Source organism: Streptomyces sp. NPDC002671 (assembly GCF_053592475.1).
Genome location: NZ_JBSFVU010000015.1, coordinates 106,526 through 124,988 on the forward strand (window position 1 = coordinate 106,526; position 18,463 = coordinate 124,988).

Below are 18,463 nucleotides of genomic sequence, written 5' to 3' on the forward strand. Positions count from 1 at the left end.
GCCTTTGGGCGACTGTACTCACATCATCGAAACCGGGCTCCAGGCCGCTCTCCCGTCTCCCGGCTGCCCCGCGCGAACAGGTCCTACGAACCGTTCACCGTGGCCGAGTCACCGGACTGGCGGGCGGTCGCGGCCGACGGGGTGCCGGCCTACGCCCAGGCGCTGCTGCACAACCTGACGTCATGGTTCGAGGTGGATGCCCTGTACGGGGACTCCCGGGCGCCCGCATCGGCGAGGCCCCAACGCGCGGCGACGTGCCGGGCAAGCCGGTCCACCGGGAGCCGGGGGACGCTGTACTGCCGGTGTTCGGCGGCGACCAGCGCCTGAAGCTCCTGGTCGGTGAGCCAGAACCCGCGTACGCCACCGCTGGGGGAACGCCGGGTCGTAGAGCTGCGAGTACGAGATGAGCGCTCCGAGGGGCAGCTGTGGGGCCGGGCTCTGCCCGGCGGGCGCGTACAAGCTCTGCCACAAGGTGGTAAAGCTGGTACTCGGCGTCCTCGCGCTTGACATCGTACGGATGGTGCCGACGCCACAGGTCGGCTCTCTGCACGGCGGCCTCCTCCTGGGTGACCTGCTGGGCGGAGGCCCCGCCACCGATGGCGCGGCGCAGGTTGACCAGGGCCTCGGTGAGCTGCTGGCCCTCGGGAGTGTGCAGAACGGCGACCTCGCCATCGGCCTCAAGCTGGCCGGTGCGGAAGGCCTCGAAGACCTTCCCGGCGCCGAGCAGCAGCTCGATCTCCTTGTGCCGCACCGGCGCACTCTGGTGCCACAGCTCGTCGATGATGAGCACCACGTCGCCCTCGGCCGCGCCGAGCGCCATATGGTGACCACGGCTGACCGGCGGGTGCACACGGCTTCGTACCGCAGCGTGGGGGCGATCACCTTGACCACGTGCATGCCGCGCCGCTGGAACCGGCCAAAGGACAGATCGACGGCCAGCGGGGCGGCTGCCAGCGCGAGCGGCGATCACGGCCGCCAGAAGCCGGGCCTGGGCGGCCTCGGTAGTGGCCCGCGACAGTGCGATGGACCAGGTCTGTTTGTCCGGTGGTCCAGGGGGACCATGGAAGTCGAAGCGCGCCTGCAGATGCAGACAGGCGCGGCTCCCAGGCCGGCGGACGACTATGTGTGGCGTCGGCCGGCGGAAGGGGTGCCCAGCGATGAGCAAAGCCGGATGGTCTTCCGCGGACGACGGCTGGGCGGATATCCGCCGGCCGGCAGGCGAGCCTTCACAGCCGAGCGGGCTGATGGACCTCCTCGGTGTCGCGGCGGTGCTGCTGGACGCCGAGGGGCGCATCGTTCTGTGGAGTCCACAGGCCGAAGAGCTGTACGGCTACTCCGCCGAGGAGGCGCTCGGGCAGTACGTCGCACAGCTGCTCGTTCGCGAAGAGCAATGGGAGTGGGTGATCAACAAGTTCGCCGAGGTCATGGAGACCGGCCAGAGCTGGGGCGGCACGTTTCCTGTCCGGTGCAAGGATGGCGGCACGCGGCTGGTGGAGTTGCGCAACATGCGGCTGCTGGACGACCACGGTGACTTCTTCGCCCTCGGGCTCGGTACCGACTCGCTCCGATTGCGCCAGGTGGAGCGCGATGTCGCATTCTCCACGCGGCTGATCTCCCAGTCCCCCATCGGGATCGCGATTTTCGACACCGCGCTTCGGTACGTGGCCGTCAACCCCGCTCTCGAGCGCATCCACGGCATTCCCGCACAAGACCACCTCGGCCGTCACTACCGCGAGATCATGAGGGACGCGAGATTCGAGGTGCCCGAGGCCGCGATGCGGCACGTCCTGGAGACCGGGATCTCCCTGGTGGACCAGTCCACTGTCCTGGGTCGCATCGCGGCTGATCCGGAGCACCCGCATGCCTGGTCGATCTCGGTGTACCGGTTGGAGGACACCCGGGGGCAGGTTCTGGGAGTGGCCGAACTGGTGCTGGACGTCACTGACCGTTACCGGTCGGCCATGCAGGCCAGCCAGACGCGGCGGCGCCTGGCACTGATCGCCGACGGCTCCGCCCGCATCGGCACCACCCTGGAGGTCGACGAGACGGCCCGGGAGCTGGCGGAGGTCACCGTTCCCGAGTTCGCCGACGTGGTCGCCGTCGACGTGCTCGACTCCGTCCTCGACGAACATCGTCCCGCCTCCGACCGCGGCCCCGCGCTCTTCCGCGCCCTCGCGGTGAAAGCCGCCTACCCCACCGAAGCGGTGAAGGCCGCCGATCCGCCCGGCCGGGTCGCCGCCTACGACGCCGACCGTCTGGCCACCCGGTGCGTGCGCACCGGCCGGCCCATCCTGATCCCCCACGCCGACGGGAACGACCTGTCACGCATCGCCCGCGACGAGCACGCGGCCCTGCTGCTCGCCCGTGCCGGGGTGCACTCCTACATGGCCGTCCCCCTCACCGCCCGAGGCACTGTCCTCGGCTTCGTGGGGCTGACCCGCGCCCGGGATCCGCGGCCCTTCGACGAGGACGACCTCGCCATCGCCGCCGAGCTGGCCTCCCGCGCCGCGGTATGCATCGACAACGCCCGCGCGCACCAGAGCGTGCGCAACGCGGCCGAGACCCTGCAACGCAGCCTGCTCCCGACCGCCCCGCCCGACCTGCCCGGCCTGCAGGTCGCCTGCCGGTACCGGCCTGCGCAGGCGGCCTACGAGATCGGCGGCGACTGGTACGACGTGCTTCCGCTCGGCGGCGACCGGACGGCGCTCGTCGTGGGTGACGTCATGGGCAGCGGTATAGATGCCGCCGCCGCCATGGGACGCCTGCGCACCGCCACAGCCGCCTTCGCCGACCTCAACCTCGACCCCGCACGAATCCTCGAACAGCTCGACTCGATCACCTCCAGGCTGGAGCGGTACATCGCCACCTGCGTGTACGCCGTCTACGATCCCCACCGCGGCGTGTGCCGCATCGCCAACGCCGGGCACCTGCCGCCCGTCCTCGTCCGCTGCGGCGAGCACCCTCGACTCCTCGACCTGCCCAGCGGCGTCCCACTCGGAGTCGGCGGTGTCCCGTTCGAAACGACCACTGTGGTCTTCGGCCGCGGCGACCAGCTGGTTCTCTGCACCGACGGACTGGTCGAGACCCGCCACCACTCCATCGACAGACGCCTCGACAGCCTCCTCCGTCTCCTCGACGCGCCCGACTGCGCCTTGGAGGAAACCTGCGACCGACTCCTTGACGGGCTCCGGCGCCCTGACAACCACGACGACGTCGCCCTGCTCATCGCCCGCGCAGGCCCCTTTACATCTCAGCCGAGCACAGCTTCAACGACGGTGGCCGGGTGAGGTAAAGGTGGGGCGCGGGCCGGGGCCAGGTTCTCGCTGTCGCCTCACGCCGCAGCTCTGTGTGAGCGACGGGCACCACATCCGCAACGGCACAGGGCCGACCTCGCTCACCCATGGCTAGTGCTCTGGCCACATAGGTTCACCGGGTCGGAGGTCGTGGCGGTTGGATGTGCGGTGACGTCCGATCCGACCGCTGGAGGTGCGGTGGCCGAGCCTGTCCGTGTGCGCAGACTGGCCGACCAGGAGGGGCAGAAACTGCAGCAGATCGTGCGTCGGGGCAGCACCAACTCGGTGCGCTACCGGCGCGCGATGATGCTGCTGGCGTCGGCCGGCGGGAACCGTGTTCCGGTGATCGCCCAGCTGGTGCAGGCCGACGAGGACACCGTCCGCGATGTGATCCACCGGTTCAACGAGATCGGCCTGGTCTGCCTGGACCCTAAGTGGGCGGGAGGCCGTCCCCGCAGACTCAGCCCTGACGACGAGGACTTCGTCGTGGCGACGGCCACCACCCGCCCCACCAAGCTGGGCCAGCCCTTCACCCGCTGGTCTCTGCGCAAGCTCGTCGCCTACCTGCGCAAAGTCCACGGCCGGATCATTCGCATCGGCCGCGAAACCTTACGCAGCCTGCTGGCCCGTCGCGGTGTCACCTTCCAGCGCACCAAGACCTGGAAGGAATCCCCCGACCCAGCCCGCGAGGCGAAGCTGGACCGGATCGAGGAGGTGCTGGACCGCTTCCCGGACAGGGTTTTCGCCTTCGACGAGTTCGGCCCCCTCGGCATCCGCCCCACCCACGGCTCGGGCTGGGCCGAGCAGAAGCATCCCGACCGGCTGCCGGCCACCTACCACCGCACCCACGGGGTGCGCTACTTCCACGGCTGCTACTCGGTCGGCGACGACCGCCTGTGGGGCGTCAACCGGCGCAAGAAGGGCGCCGGGAACACGCTGGCCGCGCTGAAGTCGATCCGCGCCGCCCGTCCCGACGGCGCTCCGGTCTACGTGATCCTGGACAACTTGTCCGCCCACAAGGGCGCCGACATCCGCCGCTGGGCGGCGAAGAACAAGGTCGAGTTGTGCTTCACCCCGACCTACGCCTCGTGGGCCAATCCGATCGAGGCGCACTTCGGGCCGCTGAGGCAGTTCACCATCGCCAACTCCAACCACCCCAACCACACCGTGCAGACGCGAGCCCTGCACGCCTACCTGCGGTGGCGCAACGCCAACGCCCGTCACCGCGACGTCCTGGCCGCCGAGCGCAAGGAACGCGCCCGGATCCGAAGCGAGAAAGGCATCCGCTGGGGCGGACGCCCTCTCAAGGCCGCAGCCTGACCGCAACCCCGCGAACCTGCGCGGTCACAGCACTATCCCGGGGTGGTCATGTCTACGCTGGCGGCGTGACATTGGTGTGGGTGACGGGCAATTCAGGGACTGGTAAGTCCACGGTCTGCGGGGTGTTGCGAGCGCGTGGTTACGTTGCGCTCGACGCCGACGAGGACGGCTTCAGTCGCTGGATCGACCGAGCCAAGGGCGAGGTTGTGGTGGATCCTCCGTATCCGGTTCCTGGGGGCTGGCTCGACCGATACGGGTGGGCGATCGTCCGTGAGCGCGTTGAGACCCTCGCCGAGGAGTCTCGTTTCCGAATCGCGTTCTTGTGTGGGTCGGCGGAGAACGAGGCAGACGTCCGTGATCTTTTCGACCTCGTCGTGTGCCTGGTGATCGACGATGACACCCTCCGCCACCGGCTCGCGACCCGCACTACGAACACATTCGGTCAACATCCCGAAGAGCTCGCAGCGGCCCTGAAGTGGAATCCTCGGATGCGCGCGATCTACGAAAGCCGTGGCGCGACGATCATCGATGCATCCCAGCCGGTGACTGAGGTGGTGGTCAGCGTGATCGACGCAGTTCAGGGGCTGACAGAGGCCACCCGATAACTCGGATCACGCCTGCGCGCCGCGTGGTCGCTCAGCGGCAGTCCAACCACCACGACCCCCGAACCGGTGAACCTATGTGGCCAGAGCACTAGGGCCGGGGAAGGGTGAGTTCACGGCCGCGGTAGAAGGCTTCCCGCTCCTCGACGACATACGAGGCCATTTGGGCACGGCGCTGAGCCTCCGGCTCGGAGGCCCGATAGGAGTCGCATGCCGTCTTGGAATCCCAGAACGACACCCCGGTGATCTCCTGGCCGTCCTCGGACCAGTACGCGAAGGCACGTCGCAGCCCTTGCGGGTAGGGGGCGGGGCGCCATGCCCGCTCGAACTCCTCCAGAGTGTCCGGCTGAAGGCGACGCGTCGTCACCCAGACGAAGTGCTCCTCCATCGCAGCCTCCTCGGCAACGCTGGTTCCACCTGCCACCGCTTCTCAGACCACCGTAGGTGCACAGCACCGCTTCCGCCCGCGTGGCGATCCCTGTGCTGCCGGGGATCCCTTTGGTGACGCATGCGCTGACCGCCTGCAGGACGCGATGACCGTGCGGGACGTGATGCTGTGGGCGCACGGTGGAATGACCCGGATGGACCGGCGGCGACGTCACGGACGGCGTTCACAGTCGCCGTCGGCGGGCCGCTCGCCGGCCTGCTGCTCGGCGGCATCGGCAGGGTTCTGAGAGACAGGCAGCCGGAGTGCGCGGTGTCTACCTCGCGGCCAGGGGGGCGGAGTGGAGTTCGCGTACCAACTGCGGGGTGAGCAGTTCTCCGGCGCGGTCGGCGAGGACGGCCATTTCGTAGCCGACCAGACCGACGTCGCACCCCTCTGCGGCCAGGACGCCGAGGCAGCTGCCGTCGCGGATGCGACCCACCATGAGGAAGCCCCCGAGCATCTCGATCATGACGAGCTTCATGCCGCGGAAGCCGTGTGCCGTCGCCGCGTTCTGGGCGAGGCTGGTGATGCCGGAGACGACGGCGGCGAGATGGTCGGCGCGTTCTCGGCCGAGGGTGTCCGAGGCGGCCATGAGCAGGCCGTCGGAGGAGACGGCGACGGCATCGGTGACGCCGTCGGCGGTGCGTACGAACTCCGAGATGAGCCAGCCGAAACTCTGAACGGCGCTGGTCACGATGACGCTCCTTGTGTGTTTCGGGCCTCGGCGCGGGCGACACCTGCTCTGAAGCCGTTGAGCAGGGTGGAGACAGCGGGCCGGGCGGGCGGGGGTGAGGCGGAGAGGCCCTCCACGGGGGCAAGCAGGCGCCCGGGGAGGGCAAGGAGTGCGGACAGGCCGCCGCCGGTGGTGTCGAAGAGGTGGACTTGGGCGCCTTCACCGAGGCGGCGGGCGAGTCGGCCGACGACGAGGTGGCCGAGGAACCGCGTGGGCGCGGCGAGGAAGGCTTCTTCGCCGGCGTCGGAGAAGCGGGCGTGGGCACGTTCCTTGTCGGCTTCGGACATGCCGATGCCGTGGTCGACGACGGCGAAGCAGTACGTGTCGTCCTCGGTGTCGTACCAGCCGTGCACCTCGACCGGTTCGGTCGGTGGCGAGAAAGTCAGCCCGTTCTCGATGAGTTCGGCAAGGAGGTGAGCGATATCGGCGACGGCGTGCCCGCGCACCCGCACCGGCTCCACTGCCGCGATCAGCACCCGCCGGTACTGCTCGACCTCGGCAACGGCGGACTGGACGACTTCCAGGCCGTCGGCGGGTGCTGCCGTGGGCTGCGGCGGATTCTGCGCGGTCAGGACCAGAAGGCTCTCGGCGTTGCGCCGCATACGGGTGGCGAGGTGGTCGAGCTCGAAGAGCTCGGCGAGGGCGTCCGGGTCGAGTTCCTGCCGTTCCAGGCGGGTGATGAGGCTGAGCTGACGACGTAAGAGGTTCTGGTTGCGGCGGCCGAGATTGGCGAGTGATTCGGTGGTGTTGCGGCGCAGGGCGGCCTGCTGGGCAGCCAGGTGGAGGGCGGTGCGTTCCACCTGGTGCAGGGACGCGGCGACCTCGGCGATCTCCGCCGCGCCGCCCAGCGGTTGTGAATCGGGGTTGTCCGGGACGTCCGCCGGCAGGAGGAGCTCCGCATGGTCCTGCGGGGACTGCTGGATACGGGCGACCGTTGCGGGCAGTCGGTGCCGCGCCACGTCGTGGGCGGCCTCGGCGAGCGCGCCGAGCGGACGCGTGAGGGAACGGGAGGCAAAAGCGGCGAGGCCCGCGACGAGGGCGGCCATGAGCATTCCTGCGCCGAGAGCGGCGAGGCCCACCTCGGCGTCGTGGCTGAGCCGGTCGGCCCGGTCCCGTATGTCGTCACCGACCGACTGCTGGACGGCGTACAGATCGTCGACGAGTACGGTCATCGCATCCCACCAGGCACTGGCATCGGCGCGCGGCGTGGAGCCGTCGGTGGCGCCTTCCGCCTGGTTCTCGTAGGCGGTCGCGCGTTCGGCGTCCTCGGTGCCGAAGGCGTTCTTCAAGGCCGCACGCTGGGAGGAGGTGGCGACCTGCCGGAAGCGGGCGAGGTCGGCGACACGCGTGGCACGCACCTCGGTGAACGTGAGGTACTCGCGGCCGTGAAAGCCGCCGGCGGCGAACACGCCATTGAGAAGTCCGCGTTCGAGCGCGGCCGACTCCTTCGCCGCAGCCAGTTCCCGCAACGCCCCCAGTCCGTCACGCAGTTGGCGGTCGGTGCCAGTCGCGGTCTCCGCCACCGGGTCGACGGCGTCGAGGGCGTCGACGGCGGTGGTGTAGAACGTCAGGGTCGCGGCCCGGTCTGCGGTGTCCGAGTCGGCAGCGGACCGGATGTCGCCAAGGCGCTGCAAGTGCCGGTGGATGACAACCTCGACGGTGCTTTCACGGCGCATTCCGCGCAGCGCCGTGTCAACGCGCTTGCGCGTAGCGGCGAGCGGTGGGCGGAAATCCTCCTCGCCTCCCAACAGACCGTTGGTCAGGCCCCGTTCGCGTTGCAGTTGGTGTACCAGGGCCTGGATCCGCAAGCTGAGGCCGACCTCGGCTCGGGTCGCCCGGGCGTCTTTGAGGGCCTCGGCGCGGCCGTGCACAACGAGACCGGCCACTGCCAGCAGCAGGCAGATCGGGACCGTGATGACCACCGCCACCCGGCCCCTGATGCTGCGCCAGCCAGGCATCGGCCGACGGCCGGGAGACGCTCGGCCACGGCGGCGGCGCCCCGAACTGTCCGGGCCTGAACCGCCCTTGCCGACTGTGCCAAGCCTGCCGAGCGCCGACTGTAGTGGCGTCCACACCCTCATAGTCACGAAGCTAGTCCGACCACCGTAGCGGCCGGTTTCCGACCTGTTAGGCCGCGTGGGAAGTTCAGTTGCGACCCCCTCACACCGCGGGCCAAGAGACTGTGACAGCGATGCTCGCCTCTTACGAACAGCGGCGGCAGGAGCTGCCGGGGGCGCTGAAGTCCTCGGTGACCCGGCACCCAGCACGTTGTAGGTGGCCCGCAGGGATTCCGTTTCGTCCAGCACCCCATCCGTTCGAGCCGGTTCCTCACGGCGGTGGGGTGGGCCCGGTCGTTCTCAGGACCCACCCCGGAGGAGTCTCAGACGCCGACGGGCTTGCCCGGGCCGGGAACGCGGCGAAAGCGGAACGGCTCGGGTTCGCGGCCGGCCTGGATGAACCAGCACTCCCCGGTGCCGTCACCGGTGAGGATCCGCAGCACCGTGTCCGCGACGGCCTCGGCCGGGATGACCGGCAGACCCTGCTCGGAGAGCATGCCGCGCAGGTGGTCGATGATCCGCGACTCCGTGAACCCTGGGCAGACCGCGTTGAAGTGCACGTTCTCCGGCGCGAGAGCCGGACCCAGGGAGCGTGCGAGTCCCACGACCGCATGCTTGTTGGCCGCGTACAGCGGATCGAGCGGCACCGCCGCCAGGCCCGCAAGTGACGCGGTCGCCACGATCGATCCTCCGCCGCGAGCCCGCAGCGCGGGCAGCACGGCGTGGGTGCCGAAGACCACGCCGTCGAGGTTGACCCCCATCGCCCGGCGGTAGCGCGCCGCGGAGAAGTCCTCGCCGACGCCGCATCCGGTCACCACCCCCGCGTTGAGGAGCGCGATGTCGACGCCGCCGTACTGCTCCTGGGTGAACTCGACCAGCGCACGGTTGGCGTCGAAGTCGGACACGTCGCAGGCGCGGAAATGGCCGCCGACCATGTCGGCCACTTCCCGGCCGCCCCGCGCGTCGAGGTCCGCGACGACCACGCGCGCCCCCGCCCTCGCCAGTGCCACCGCCGTGGCCCGGCCCAGCCCGCTGGCAGCGCCGGTAACGATCGCCACCTTTCCCTGCAGCGCAGCACCGTCTCTCTGCTCTTCCCGCACGGCGGCGGCCCCGCTCTCGGCGGCGGTCATGCCAGCTCCAGCACGAGCTTGCCGACGTTCTCGCCGCGGAAGAGCATTTGCAACGTCTCGGGGAAGTCGTCCACGGTGCCCCTCACCACGTGTTCCTTGACCTTGATGTGGCCGGCGCCGATCCAGGCGGATATCTCCTGCGCCGCCTCCGTGTAGCGCTTGGCGTAGTCGAAGACGACGAAGCCCTCCATCCTGGCGCGGCGCACCAGCAGCGAGAGGTAGTTCGAGGGGCCCTTGACCGGGGTGGTGTTGTTGTACTGGCTGATCGCACCGCAGACCACGACGCGCGCGTGCATCGCCAGCCGGGTCAGCGCGGTGTCGAGGATGTCCCCTCCGACGTTGTCGAAGTAGACGTCTATGCCGTCGGGGGCGTGCTCGCGCAGCGCCTTCTTGACGTCGTCGGCCCGGTAGTCGATCGCCGCGTCGAATCCGAGTTCGTCGGTGAGCAGCGCGCACTTCTCCGGCCCTCCGGCGATGCCCACGACCCGGCAGCCCTTGGCCTTCGCGATCTGACCCGCGATGGTGCCGACCGCGCCGGCGGCCCCGGACACCACGACGGTCTCGCCGTCCTTCAGCGCCCCGACGTCCAGCAGGCCGAAGTAGGCGGTCATGCCGGGCATACCCAGCGCTCCCAGATACGTCGAGGGCGGGGCGAGCGAGGTGTCGATCTTCATCGCGCCCCGGCCGTCGGAGACCACGTACTCCTGGACGCCGAACGTGCCGACCACGTGATCACCCGGTTGAAAGCCGGGGTGGTTGGATGCGGTGACCTCGATGACCGACCCGGCGCGCATCACCTCCCCGATGCCCACCGGCGGCAGGTAGGAGGGGCGGTCGTCCAGCCAGCCCCGCATGGCCGGATCCAGGGAGATGACGCGCGTCCGGCCCGTGAACCGGCCCGGGCCCGGTTCCTCGAGGGATTCGCTGTGGTGCTCCCAGTCTTCGGGTTTCACTTCGCCCACGGGGCGGGCTGCCAGACGGATCTGGCGGTTGGTCGCGGACATCGCGCCTCCTGTCGTTCGCGGCTGCCCGTGACCATACCGACCAGTAGGTAGGCCTGTGGGCGTGATATTCCCCACACGTCATCCGTGGTCCAGGGGTCTAGGGTCCGGGGCGTTGGGCGGCGCAGGCGGCGCAGGCATGCCTTGTCGCGGTTGTCCTGGATCTGCCCGTCGCCGCAGAGGTGAGTGAGGACGGTGCGGCTGCCGTAGACGCCGGGCAGCCCACTGGCCTGGGCGTCCTTGATGCGCTGCGCGACTTCCTTCATGGAGCACGTTGGACGCCTGCGGGAAGACGCACCCAGTGCCGGAGATGACGGCCTTCTTGGCTTCATACGGCGCTCTTGAGGGTTGCGTTCGCTGTTCCGGTGAGGGCAGCAGGTGGGGATGCTGTTCTGCTGGTAGATGCGCGAGCGCGCCCCTGCGTCATCGGCCTTGAGAGAGTCGACGGCGAGGGATCCATCAAGCCGGATCCCCGCGTTTCAGAGCCGACGCTGCCAGCGTCCGAGTAACAAGCGCCGTCGCTCTCTTCCGGGCCGCCTCAACACCGTGGCGGGCGCGCGAGTCAGTGGGTGTCCGCGGCAACCGGAAGGGGGCCGCGCACCGTCCCTCTACTCACCATGCTCAGTACAAAACCGGCCGGCCCCCCGGCGTCCCTGATCGGCCAGCTGCTCGACTTCACCTGGACCCAGACCCGGGCCTGCGCCTTCGCCATCGCCCTGCTGTCCGGAGTGGCGGCGTCGACACTGCTGCCACGGTTACCGGTGGCCCGCTACGACCTGCTCGTCGGCTACGGCGTGCTGCTCACGCTGCTGTTCTGGCGGCGCGGCTGGGAGAGCGGACGGGACGTCGCTGTCATCAGCGCCTGCCACGTCATCGGCCTCGCGTTCGAGCTGGTGAAGGTGTCGCAGGGCTCGTGGAGCTACCCGGAACCAGCCGTGCTGAAGTTCGCGGGCGTTCCCCTCTACGGGGGTTTCCTCTACGCGGCCGTGGGCAGCTACATCTGCCGAGCCTGGCATCTGTTCGAACTGGAACTGTGCCGCTACCGGCCACGGGCGACGGCACTGGTGGCTGCCGGCGTCTACGTCAACTTCTTCAGCCACCACTGGCTGCCCGACGTCCGCTGGCTCCTCGCGGCCCTCCTCGTGGCCGTCACCGCGGGCACCTCCGTACGCTTCACGGTGCGCGGGGTACGGCGGAGCATGCCGCTGGCGCTGTCGTTCGTCCTGATCGGGTTCTTCCTGTGGGTGGCGGAGAACCTCGCCACCTATGTGGGCGCCTGGCGCTACCCGTACCAACTGCACGGCTGGCAGCCCGTCGGCGTCGGCAAGTTCGGCGCCTGGGCCCTGCTCATCAGCGTCACGTTCGTGCTCGCGGCACTGGGCCGGTCGCGGACGCCATCGCCTACCAGACCGCACTCCACCTCGAGGCCATCCTCATCTGGGCACGACGCTGACCAAAGAGACAGAACCTAAAGGGTGTTGCAGAAGGCCTGGTGGCGGGCATGTCTGGGTGACTGCTGGCCTGCTGCTTCACCCTGCCATGGCGAGGTTGTGCAAGCACGGACCTTGCGGTGGGCGGCAGTGTCTTCTTCCTCGCCCTGGTGCGGGACGATCAGGCCGGTGCTGATGTAGGCGCCGTCGCCGAGCGCGGTCACACCCAGGCAGTGCTCTGCTCGGCCGGGCCGGAGTCCCGCCAGGCCTTCGCATCCGCGGTTGGTTGATACGCGATCACCAGCCACGTCCACCGGTCGGCCGCCTCCGAGCTGCGAACGGGGCAGCCGCTCCACGACCAGGCGGATGACGGTGCCCCGATGATGGGCAGCGGTCCACCGTGGTCGAGCCAGGCCGTGCTTGGGCGGTCGGCCGCCCCTGGGGTCGTAGACCCGTGGCGGTGTCGGCCGCCGCATGACGCGGTCGGAGCGCAGGCGACCGAGGATCTCGACCGGCAGATCGCCCAGCAGGTGAGCGATGCGGGGTGCGTCATAACCGGCGTCCAGCACGGCCAGGACGTGCGGCCGATCTCGAGCGCGGCCACGATGGAGTAGGGCCAGCCCAGGACCATCTGCTGTCTGCCCTCGCCCCGGCCGAACGTGTGGCAAAAGGCCCGGTCATGGCAGGGCAACGTTGACCCGTCCCTGGTTGAGGCCGCCGTAGAGAGCCCCATGCCCGCGACGCGCGTCGCCACGCGCGGTCAGACACGCGTACAACTTCCCCCGGAAGCATGCCACTTCCGCGAACGCATCCCGTGCCGTGTCTCTCAACTTCGGCGGATATGAAGGCTTCGTCGAGGCTCGTAAACTCATGGCGTGGCATTCATGAGCACCCCGCACTGCTGCTTCCTGTGATCGGAAGGCGTTGAGGGCGATGTCGGACGACGTCGCCCTCCTTGGTGTGCCTGCGGCATGAACCACATTCCTGGCACTGCCCGTTCCTCCCTGAGGCAGTGACCTTCTGCGTGCACGTGCAGGCACGGTCTCTTCCCTTCAGCCTTGCCAGGAGCGCCTCGTGCCCGTGTTGCTTCCCTCTGCCCTCGAACTGTCCCTCGACCTGCTGCGCTGCCCGACGTGCCGCACGCGCCGCCTGTACCCCGACCGCGGCGCCCTGTGCTGTCCCGCGGGCCATACCTTCGATATCGCCCGCCACGGCTACGTCAGCCTCCTGACGGGCACCCGCGCCACGAGCGGCGACGACGCGGCCATGGTCCAGGCTCGGGACCGCTTCCTGGCCACCGGCAGGTACGCGCCCATCCGCCAAGCCGTGGCCCGCCTGGCGGCCGATTCCGTGCCTGAGCGGGGCACGGTCGTGGACGTCGGGTGCGGCACGGGCTACTACCTGGCCGGCGTCCTCGACCAGCTGCCCGGCGCCCGCGGTCTGGGCCTGGACACGTCGGTGCGCGCGCTGCGCTCGGCAGCGCGAGCCCATGAACGAGCCGCTGCGGCGACCTGGGATGTCTTCCGTCCCTTCCCGCTGGCTGACGAGGTGGCGGATGTGGTGTTGGACGTGTTCGCCCCGCGCAATCCAGCCGAGTTCTGCCGAGTGCTCCGCCCGGCTGGCCGGCTGATCGTGGTCCGTCCTACTGGGCGGCACCTGGCCGAGCTGCGCGGCCGGGTGCCTGCGATGGTCACCATCGACCCGGCCAAGGAACAGCGCCTACAGCAGGCACTGGCTCCCTACTTCGAGGCCGTCGTTACGGAACAGGTGGAATACCCGATGGCTCTGGTCGGGCTGGAGGCCCTGGACTTGGTGGGGATGACACCGAGCGCACGCCACTTGAGCCGTGCAGACCTGAGCGATGACGGCCACCTGCCCAACCTGGTCACTGTCTCTGTGCTGGCCACCGCCTACAAGCCTCGGTGATTACGAGCGGGCGCCTGCCCCTGCTGACCGACGAGCAGTGGGCACGCCTGGCGCCCTTTCTTCCCCGCAACGTCGGTAAGAAAGGGCGTCCGTTCGCCGACCGCCGGCGCATCATCGACGGGATCATCTACCGGTACCGCACATCACCCCGGCCCAGTTCGGTAAGAAGGCAACGCCCCAGCTTCTGGAACGACTACTTCGACAACGTGCCGCAGGCCCTGGCGAACTTCCAGAGTGCCAAGCACGAGCTGCTCGACAGCGCCTGACACTCGCCGCAAGACCACAAGATCGACCGGACAGACCGGACAGCGCCTAGTGGGTTCGTGAGCGGAAGGTGCGGCGGTAGGTGTCCGGCGGGACGCCGAGGGTGCGGTTGAAGTGGCGGCGCAGTGTCGTGGCGGTGCCCATGCCGGTGGCCGCTGCGATGGTGTCGATGCTGTCGTCGGACTTCTCCAGCAGTTCCTGGGCGTGGCGGATCCGCTGGGCCAGCAGCCATTGCAGAGGAGTGGTACCGGTTGCCGCGCGGAAGTGGCGGCCCAGGTGGCGTGAGCTCATCCGGGCCTGGCGGGCCAGGTCCTCCACGGTCAGCGGTTGGTCGAGCCGCTCGATGATCCACGGGAACAGGGCGGTGAGCGGGTGCTCGTCCTGGGCGGGCACCGGGGCGGTGACGAACTGGGCCTGGCCGCCGGACCGGTGCGGTGGGACGACCAGGCGGCGGGCGACGGCGTTGGCGATCGACGAGCCGTGGTCGAGGCGGACCAGGTGCAGGCACAGGTCCAGCGCGGCGGCCTTGCCGGCGGAGGTGAGCACGCTCCCGTTGTCCACGTAGAGCACGTCCGGGTCAACCTCCACCTCGGGGTAGCGGGCGGCCAGGACGTCGGTGTGGGCCCAGTGGGTGGTGGCGCGCTTCCCGTCCAGCAGGCCGGCTTCGGCCAGGACGAACGCACCTGTGCACAGGGAGGCCACGCGTGCGCCAGCGTCGTGGGCCGCGCGCACCGCGTCGACCAGTTCGGCGGGCGGGTTCACGTCGACGTCGGCCCAGCCGGGGACGATCACGGTGTCGGCGCTCTGCAGGTGGTCGAGGCCGTGGTCGGGCTCCAGGTGGAACCGGCCGAAGGGCACGATGTCCGGCCCGCAGACCGTGAGGTCGTACCAGGGAACGGTGACCGCGGCCGGGGCGGAGCCGAAGACCTCGTGGGCCACGGACAGTTCGAAGTGCAGCATCCCGTCGGTGATGGCCAGCGCGACTGCTCTCATGTCCGAAAGTGTACGGGGCATGTCGTTCCAGACACTCACGGTTGATGGTTCAACAATGCCAGGATGCTTGCAGTTGATCGGTTCGGAGCACAGGAGAGAAGTCATGGCAGCGGGGCAGACGGTGACGGTGTACGGCGCATACGGGCACACCGGCCGGTTCGTTGTGGCACACCTCCAGGAGCGCGGATTCGTCCCGGTCCTGGCCGGGCGCGACGTCCACAAGCTGAAGGCGCTGGCGGACAAGTACCCCGGACTCGATGTCCGTCCTGCGTCGGTCGACGACCCGGTCTCGCTCGACCGCGCGCTGGACGGCGTGGCAGCCGTCATCAACTGTGCGGGGCCCTTCGCCACGACGGCCGCCCCCGTGATCGAAGCAGCCCTGCGTGCCGGGATCCCATACGTCGATGTGGCGGCCGAGATCGAGGCCAACGCCGACACCTTCGCGCACTTCACGGACCGTGCCCGCGACGCGGGCACAGTGATCGTCCCCGCGATGGCCTTCTACGGCGGCCTCGGCGACCTGCTGGCCACCGCCGCGATGGGCGACTGGACCGAGGCCGACGAGGCGCACATCGCGTACGGTCTGAACAGCTGGGAGCCAACGGAGGGGACGCGCGCCGCGGGCAAGGTCTCCGTCGAGCGGCGTGGTGGCCGCCGGGTCCGCTTCGCGAACGGGCAGCTGGAGTACCACAACGACGACCTGCCCACCCTGAAGTGGCCCTTCCCGGAGCCGATGGGCGCCCGGGCAGTCATCGGCGAGTTCACGATGGCCGACGTCGTGACGATCCCCAGCCACCTGTCCATCCCCGACGTGCGCACCTACATGACCACCGAGGCGGCCAGCGGCGTGGTAGCCCCGGACGCGCCCACTCCCACCGCGGTCGACGAGCACGGGCGGTCCGCACAGACCTTCCTCGTCGACGTCGTCGTGCGCTCCGGCGACACCGAACGGCGTGCCGCAGCCCGCGGCCAGGACATCTACGCCGTCACCGCACCGCTCGCGGTGGAAGCGGTCGACCGCATCCTCACCGGGCAGACCAGGACGGCCGGCGTGGCCTCCGCCGGCGAGATCTTCGACGCACCCGACTTCCTGAACGCACTGGCCCCGCACATCACCCTGGAACTGCGCCCGTAACGGGCGGCCCGCCCGCACGGTGCGCCTTGCACACCGATGACCGGGCCCATCCCCCCAAGACCGGCCCGCTAGGGGGCGGCCGTCCTCGGGCCGGTCCATCGCTGTCAGGGGCGCGCGGCGTTGCTGTGTGATAGGCGGCGCGCTCCGAACGGCTTGCCCGGCCTGCGGAAGGGTCGGCCGGTCGGCTGGGGGATGGCGGTGACGGTTGTCGGCGGCATGGGCCGCACCCGAAACGGCAGCTACGCCGAGCTGGTCACCGTACCGGCCACCAACGTGGTCGCGGTGAACTCGTCACTGGGATGGGCCGAACTGGCGGCGGTGCCCGAGGGCTTCGAGCCAGTACGCGACTTCAACCCGATCACCGATCTCCCCACCGGCGTACAACTCAGTTTCTTCGGCAGCACCTTCGTCGTGGGCAGCCCCGATATTCCGCTCTCTGACGTTCCATTGGAAGCAGGTGCGGCGATGGGCAAGATGGCCGTCATCGTCGACTGAGACACTCCCTCTCCCTTGCCAGCGCCGACGGGCCGGCCAGCCCTCATGGCCAGACCAACCCGCCTGCGTGTTGAGACGCGGACAAAGCGGCAGAGCCCGGTCATGACGTTCGGGGATTGCCTGACCTGGCCGAGATCCGCTCCGCGGCGGGCATCGCGCTGCGAGGCGGGGAATCGGGCAGGGCAGGTCTGTGGTTCCTCGCCTTTCGATTGCATGTTGTGGCGGCGGTTTTCGCTCTGGCGAGTCCCTCGTGGCGACACGACGTGTGGCTGCAGCCGGAGGAGTTTGAGGACCTGGACTACGGGCTCAACGTGCTGTTCGACGACTTCTGCAACGCTGACGACCCCGCCGCTCCGCCTGCCCCAGTACTGTGGCTTCGCATGACCGACGCCGAGATCGAGATCACCGCAGATCTGGTCCACGACCTGTTGCAGGAGCAGCATCCGGACCTTGCAGGGCTGGCCATCCGCGAAGTAGCGGGCGGATGGGACAATCAACAGTGGCGCCTTGGGGACGAGTTGGCCGTGCGCATGCCGCGTACAGAACGTGCCCCGGATCTCCAGCGCAAGGAGTGCCGATGGCTGCCCGTCCTGGCCCCGCGCCTGCCGCTCCCGGTCCCGAACCCTGTGCGGATCGGTGAACCGTCCGCGCGCTTCCCGAAGCCCTGGACCATTATGACGTGGGTTCCCGGCGAGCCACTGGACTACACCTCGATCAGCCGCGGCGACCACGCGGCCGACACTCTGGCGGGCTTCCTCAGGGCGCTCCATGTGGAGGCGCCCGCCGAGGCGCCGACCAGTTCCGACCGCGGCGCTCACCCCAAGAAGTGCACGGACGGCTTCGACCACTTCTTTCAAGCCGTTGCACCCGGCAGTATTGCCGACGAGGTCCGGGCCGTCTGGGAAGATGCCGTAGCGGCCCCCGAGTGGGAGGGCCCGCCGGTATGGGTGCACGGTGACCTTCATCCCGCAAATGTCGTCGCCTCGGACGGGACGCTCTCGGGTGTGATCGACTTCGGTGACATGTTCGCCGGCGATCCGGCGTGGGACCTCTCGGCCGCATGGGTGGTCCTTCCCGCGGGCGCCGCCTCACGCTTCTTCGACGTGTACGCGCATGCGGACGAGGCGACGATCCGGCGCGCTCGCGGGCTGGCTGCTCTGAAAAGCCTGTTCCTCATGCTTATGGGCCAGAACGGAGATCGGGGCCTTCCTGGCGGCAAGCCGACATGGGGACCCGCAGGCCGGGCAGCGCTCGATCGTGTCCTGAGAGGCGGTCTGATGTAGACACGGAGCATCGCTCACGATGTTCTCCCCGCGGAGACGAACAGACCTCCGCCTGCTCGTGATGCCCTTAAGGCGGTCCTCTGGCATCTCAACCCCGGCGTTCACCGTCGATGGTGGAACGGGCTGGCCGAAACCGGGGCGACGTGGTGCCCGCCTCTCGGGCTGCCGCTTGCCCGCGATCCGCGCACGGGCCTTCTTCTCCCTGACCGAACTGAGAGCCCGGCGCTGCTGGAGCGTCGCGGTCTGGGCGAGGCAGGCCTTTCCCAGGTGCCGGGCCGGGTCGGTTGCGTCGAACACCTCCATCTCGCCGTCCAGGGGGGTCGGGTCTGCTTCCCGCGCCTGCCGGGGCGTGCTGTCGTCCTTGAGGCCCGCGC

At 69.4% G+C, this 18,463-nt stretch carries 17 protein-coding genes and 2 pseudogenes; 10 read left to right on the forward strand and 9 right to left on the reverse strand.

What is annotated here, in order from left to right:
* Positions 1–99: 99 nt before the first annotated feature.
* Complete coding sequence (locus ACWD35_RS23770; RefSeq protein WP_451353380.1) at positions 100–327, forward strand: hypothetical protein; 228 nt, start codon at positions 100–102, stop codon at positions 325–327.
* A gap of 235 nt (positions 328–562) precedes the next feature.
* Here the strand turns inward: ACWD35_RS23770 and ACWD35_RS23775 are convergent.
* Positions 563–820: pseudogene (locus tag ACWD35_RS23775) on the reverse strand (TfuA-like protein); the annotation flags it as partial.
* Positions 821–1,157: 337 nt separating this feature from the next.
* Between ACWD35_RS23775 and ACWD35_RS23780 the strand changes: the two are divergent.
* The 3 genes from ACWD35_RS23780 (at position 1,158) to ACWD35_RS23790 (ending at position 5,218) form a co-directional block, all read left to right on the forward strand.
* Positions 1,158–3,287 carry a SpoIIE family protein phosphatase gene (locus ACWD35_RS23780; RefSeq protein WP_451353288.1) on the forward strand — a complete coding sequence of 710 codons (2,130 nt, stop codon included), beginning with the start codon at positions 1,158–1,160 and terminating at the stop codon, positions 3,285–3,287.
* A 204-nt stretch (positions 3,288–3,491) separates the two neighbouring features.
* Positions 3,492–4,613 (forward strand): IS630 family transposase, encoded by a 1,122-nt coding sequence (locus ACWD35_RS23785; protein WP_451353289.1) that lies wholly within the window; start codon positions 3,492–3,494, stop codon positions 4,611–4,613.
* A gap of 65 nt (positions 4,614–4,678) precedes the next feature.
* Positions 4,679–5,218 (forward strand): AAA family ATPase, encoded by a 540-nt coding sequence (locus ACWD35_RS23790; RefSeq protein WP_451353290.1) that lies wholly within the window; start codon positions 4,679–4,681, stop codon positions 5,216–5,218.
* 88 nt (positions 5,219–5,306) lie between these two features.
* Here ACWD35_RS23790 and ACWD35_RS23795 read toward each other — a convergent pair whose 3' ends face one another.
* The 6 genes from ACWD35_RS23795 to ACWD35_RS23820 form a co-directional block, all read right to left on the reverse strand.
* Positions 5,307–5,603, reverse strand: a complete 297-nt coding sequence (locus tag ACWD35_RS23795) for a hypothetical protein (protein ID WP_451353291.1) — start codon at positions 5,601–5,603, stop codon at positions 5,307–5,309.
* A 313-nt stretch (positions 5,604–5,916) separates the two neighbouring features.
* Positions 5,917–6,336 (reverse strand): roadblock/LC7 domain-containing protein, encoded by a 420-nt coding sequence (locus tag ACWD35_RS23800; protein ID WP_451353292.1) that lies wholly within the window; start codon positions 6,334–6,336, stop codon positions 5,917–5,919.
* On the reverse strand, positions 6,333–8,333 hold the full coding sequence (locus tag ACWD35_RS23805) for a nitrate- and nitrite sensing domain-containing protein (RefSeq protein ID WP_451353293.1): 2,001 nt from the start codon (positions 8,331–8,333) through the stop codon (positions 6,333–6,335). The genes ACWD35_RS23800 and ACWD35_RS23805 overlap by 4 nt, the downstream gene beginning before the upstream one ends.
* A 422-nt stretch (positions 8,334–8,755) precedes the next feature.
* A complete protein-coding gene (locus tag ACWD35_RS23810) occupies positions 8,756–9,562 on the reverse strand; it encodes an SDR family oxidoreductase (protein WP_451353294.1) in 807 nt (268 codons plus the stop codon).
* Complete coding sequence (locus ACWD35_RS23815) at positions 9,559–10,566, reverse strand: NADP-dependent oxidoreductase (protein WP_451353295.1); 1,008 nt, start codon at positions 10,564–10,566, stop codon at positions 9,559–9,561. The genes ACWD35_RS23810 and ACWD35_RS23815 overlap by 4 nt, the downstream gene beginning before the upstream one ends.
* On the reverse strand, positions 10,512–10,829 hold the full coding sequence (locus ACWD35_RS23820) for a hypothetical protein (RefSeq protein ID WP_451353296.1): 318 nt from the start codon (positions 10,827–10,829) through the stop codon (positions 10,512–10,514). Before ACWD35_RS23820 ends, ACWD35_RS23815 begins: the two co-directional genes overlap by 55 nt.
* 351 nt (positions 10,830–11,180) lie before the next feature.
* Between ACWD35_RS23820 and ACWD35_RS23825 the strand changes: the two genes are divergently transcribed.
* Positions 11,181–12,035 (forward strand): DUF817 domain-containing protein, encoded by an 855-nt coding sequence (locus ACWD35_RS23825; protein ID WP_451353297.1) that lies wholly within the window; start codon positions 11,181–11,183, stop codon positions 12,033–12,035.
* A 269-nt stretch (positions 12,036–12,304) separates the two neighbouring features.
* On the opposite strand, the pseudogene ACWD35_RS23830 reads toward ACWD35_RS23825, so the two are convergent.
* Positions 12,305–12,865 (reverse strand): annotated as a pseudogene (locus tag ACWD35_RS23830) (transposase); the annotation flags it as partial.
* Positions 12,866–13,067: 202 nt separating this feature from the next.
* Here ACWD35_RS23830 and ACWD35_RS23835 point away from each other — a divergent pair.
* Positions 13,068–13,919: a putative RNA methyltransferase gene (locus tag ACWD35_RS23835; protein WP_451353298.1), complete on the forward strand. Its 852-nt coding sequence runs from the start codon at positions 13,068–13,070 to the stop codon at positions 13,917–13,919.
* Positions 13,916–14,185 carry a transposase gene (locus ACWD35_RS23840; RefSeq protein WP_451353299.1) on the forward strand — a complete coding sequence of 90 codons (270 nt, stop codon included), beginning with the start codon at positions 13,916–13,918 and terminating at the stop codon, positions 14,183–14,185. The genes ACWD35_RS23835 and ACWD35_RS23840 overlap by 4 nt, the downstream gene beginning before the upstream one ends.
* A 46-nt stretch (positions 14,186–14,231) precedes the next feature.
* On the opposite strand, the gene ACWD35_RS23845 is transcribed toward ACWD35_RS23840, so the two are convergent.
* A complete protein-coding gene (locus tag ACWD35_RS23845) occupies positions 14,232–15,176 on the reverse strand; it encodes a helix-turn-helix domain-containing protein (RefSeq protein WP_451353300.1) in 945 nt (314 codons plus the stop codon).
* Positions 15,177–15,279: 103 nt separating this feature from the next.
* Between ACWD35_RS23845 and ACWD35_RS23850 the strand changes: the two genes are divergently transcribed.
* From ACWD35_RS23850 to ACWD35_RS23860, 3 genes are all read left to right on the forward strand, one after another.
* Positions 15,280–16,311 carry a saccharopine dehydrogenase family protein gene (locus ACWD35_RS23850; RefSeq protein WP_451353301.1) on the forward strand — a complete coding sequence of 344 codons (1,032 nt, stop codon included), beginning with the start codon at positions 15,280–15,282 and terminating at the stop codon, positions 16,309–16,311.
* 198 nt (positions 16,312–16,509) lie between these two features.
* Positions 16,510–16,806 carry a hypothetical protein gene (locus ACWD35_RS23855; protein ID WP_451353302.1) on the forward strand — a complete coding sequence of 99 codons (297 nt, stop codon included), beginning with the start codon at positions 16,510–16,512 and terminating at the stop codon, positions 16,804–16,806.
* Positions 16,807–17,186: 380 nt separating this feature from the next.
* Complete coding sequence (locus tag ACWD35_RS23860) at positions 17,187–18,089, forward strand: aminoglycoside phosphotransferase family protein (protein ID WP_451353374.1); 903 nt, start codon at positions 17,187–17,189, stop codon at positions 18,087–18,089.
* Positions 18,090–18,463: the final 374 nt, after the last annotated feature.

What these genes read in the sequence shown, in the direction of transcription:
- ACWD35_RS23820 (WP_451353296.1), bottom strand. Translation starts at nt 10,829, where the DNA reads ATGAAGGAAGTCGCGCAGCGCATCAAGGACGCCCAGGCCAGTGGGCTG.
- ACWD35_RS23845 (WP_451353300.1), bottom strand. Translation starts at nt 15,176, where the DNA reads ATGAGAGCAGTCGCGCTGGCCATCACCGACGGGATGCTGCACTTCGAA.
- ACWD35_RS23850 (WP_451353301.1), top strand. Translation starts at nt 15,280, where the DNA reads ATGGCAGCGGGGCAGACGGTGACGGTGTACGGCGCATACGGGCACACC.
- ACWD35_RS23815 (WP_451353295.1), bottom strand. Translation starts at nt 10,566, where the DNA reads ATGTCCGCGACCAACCGCCAGATCCGTCTGGCAGCCCGCCCCGTGGGC.
- ACWD35_RS23805 (WP_451353293.1), bottom strand. Translation starts at nt 8,333, where the DNA reads ATGCCTGGCTGGCGCAGCATCAGGGGCCGGGTGGCGGTGGTCATCACG.
- ACWD35_RS23780 (WP_451353288.1), top strand. Translation starts at nt 1,158, where the DNA reads ATGAGCAAAGCCGGATGGTCTTCCGCGGACGACGGCTGGGCGGATATC.
- ACWD35_RS23795 (WP_451353291.1), bottom strand. Translation starts at nt 5,603, where the DNA reads ATGGAGGAGCACTTCGTCTGGGTGACGACGCGTCGCCTTCAGCCGGAC.
- ACWD35_RS23825 (WP_451353297.1), top strand. Translation starts at nt 11,181, where the DNA reads ATGCTCAGTACAAAACCGGCCGGCCCCCCGGCGTCCCTGATCGGCCAG.
- ACWD35_RS23810 (WP_451353294.1), bottom strand. Translation starts at nt 9,562, where the DNA reads ATGACCGCCGCCGAGAGCGGGGCCGCCGCCGTGCGGGAAGAGCAGAGA.
- ACWD35_RS23860 (WP_451353374.1), top strand. Translation starts at nt 17,187, where the DNA reads ATGACCGACGCCGAGATCGAGATCACCGCAGATCTGGTCCACGACCTG.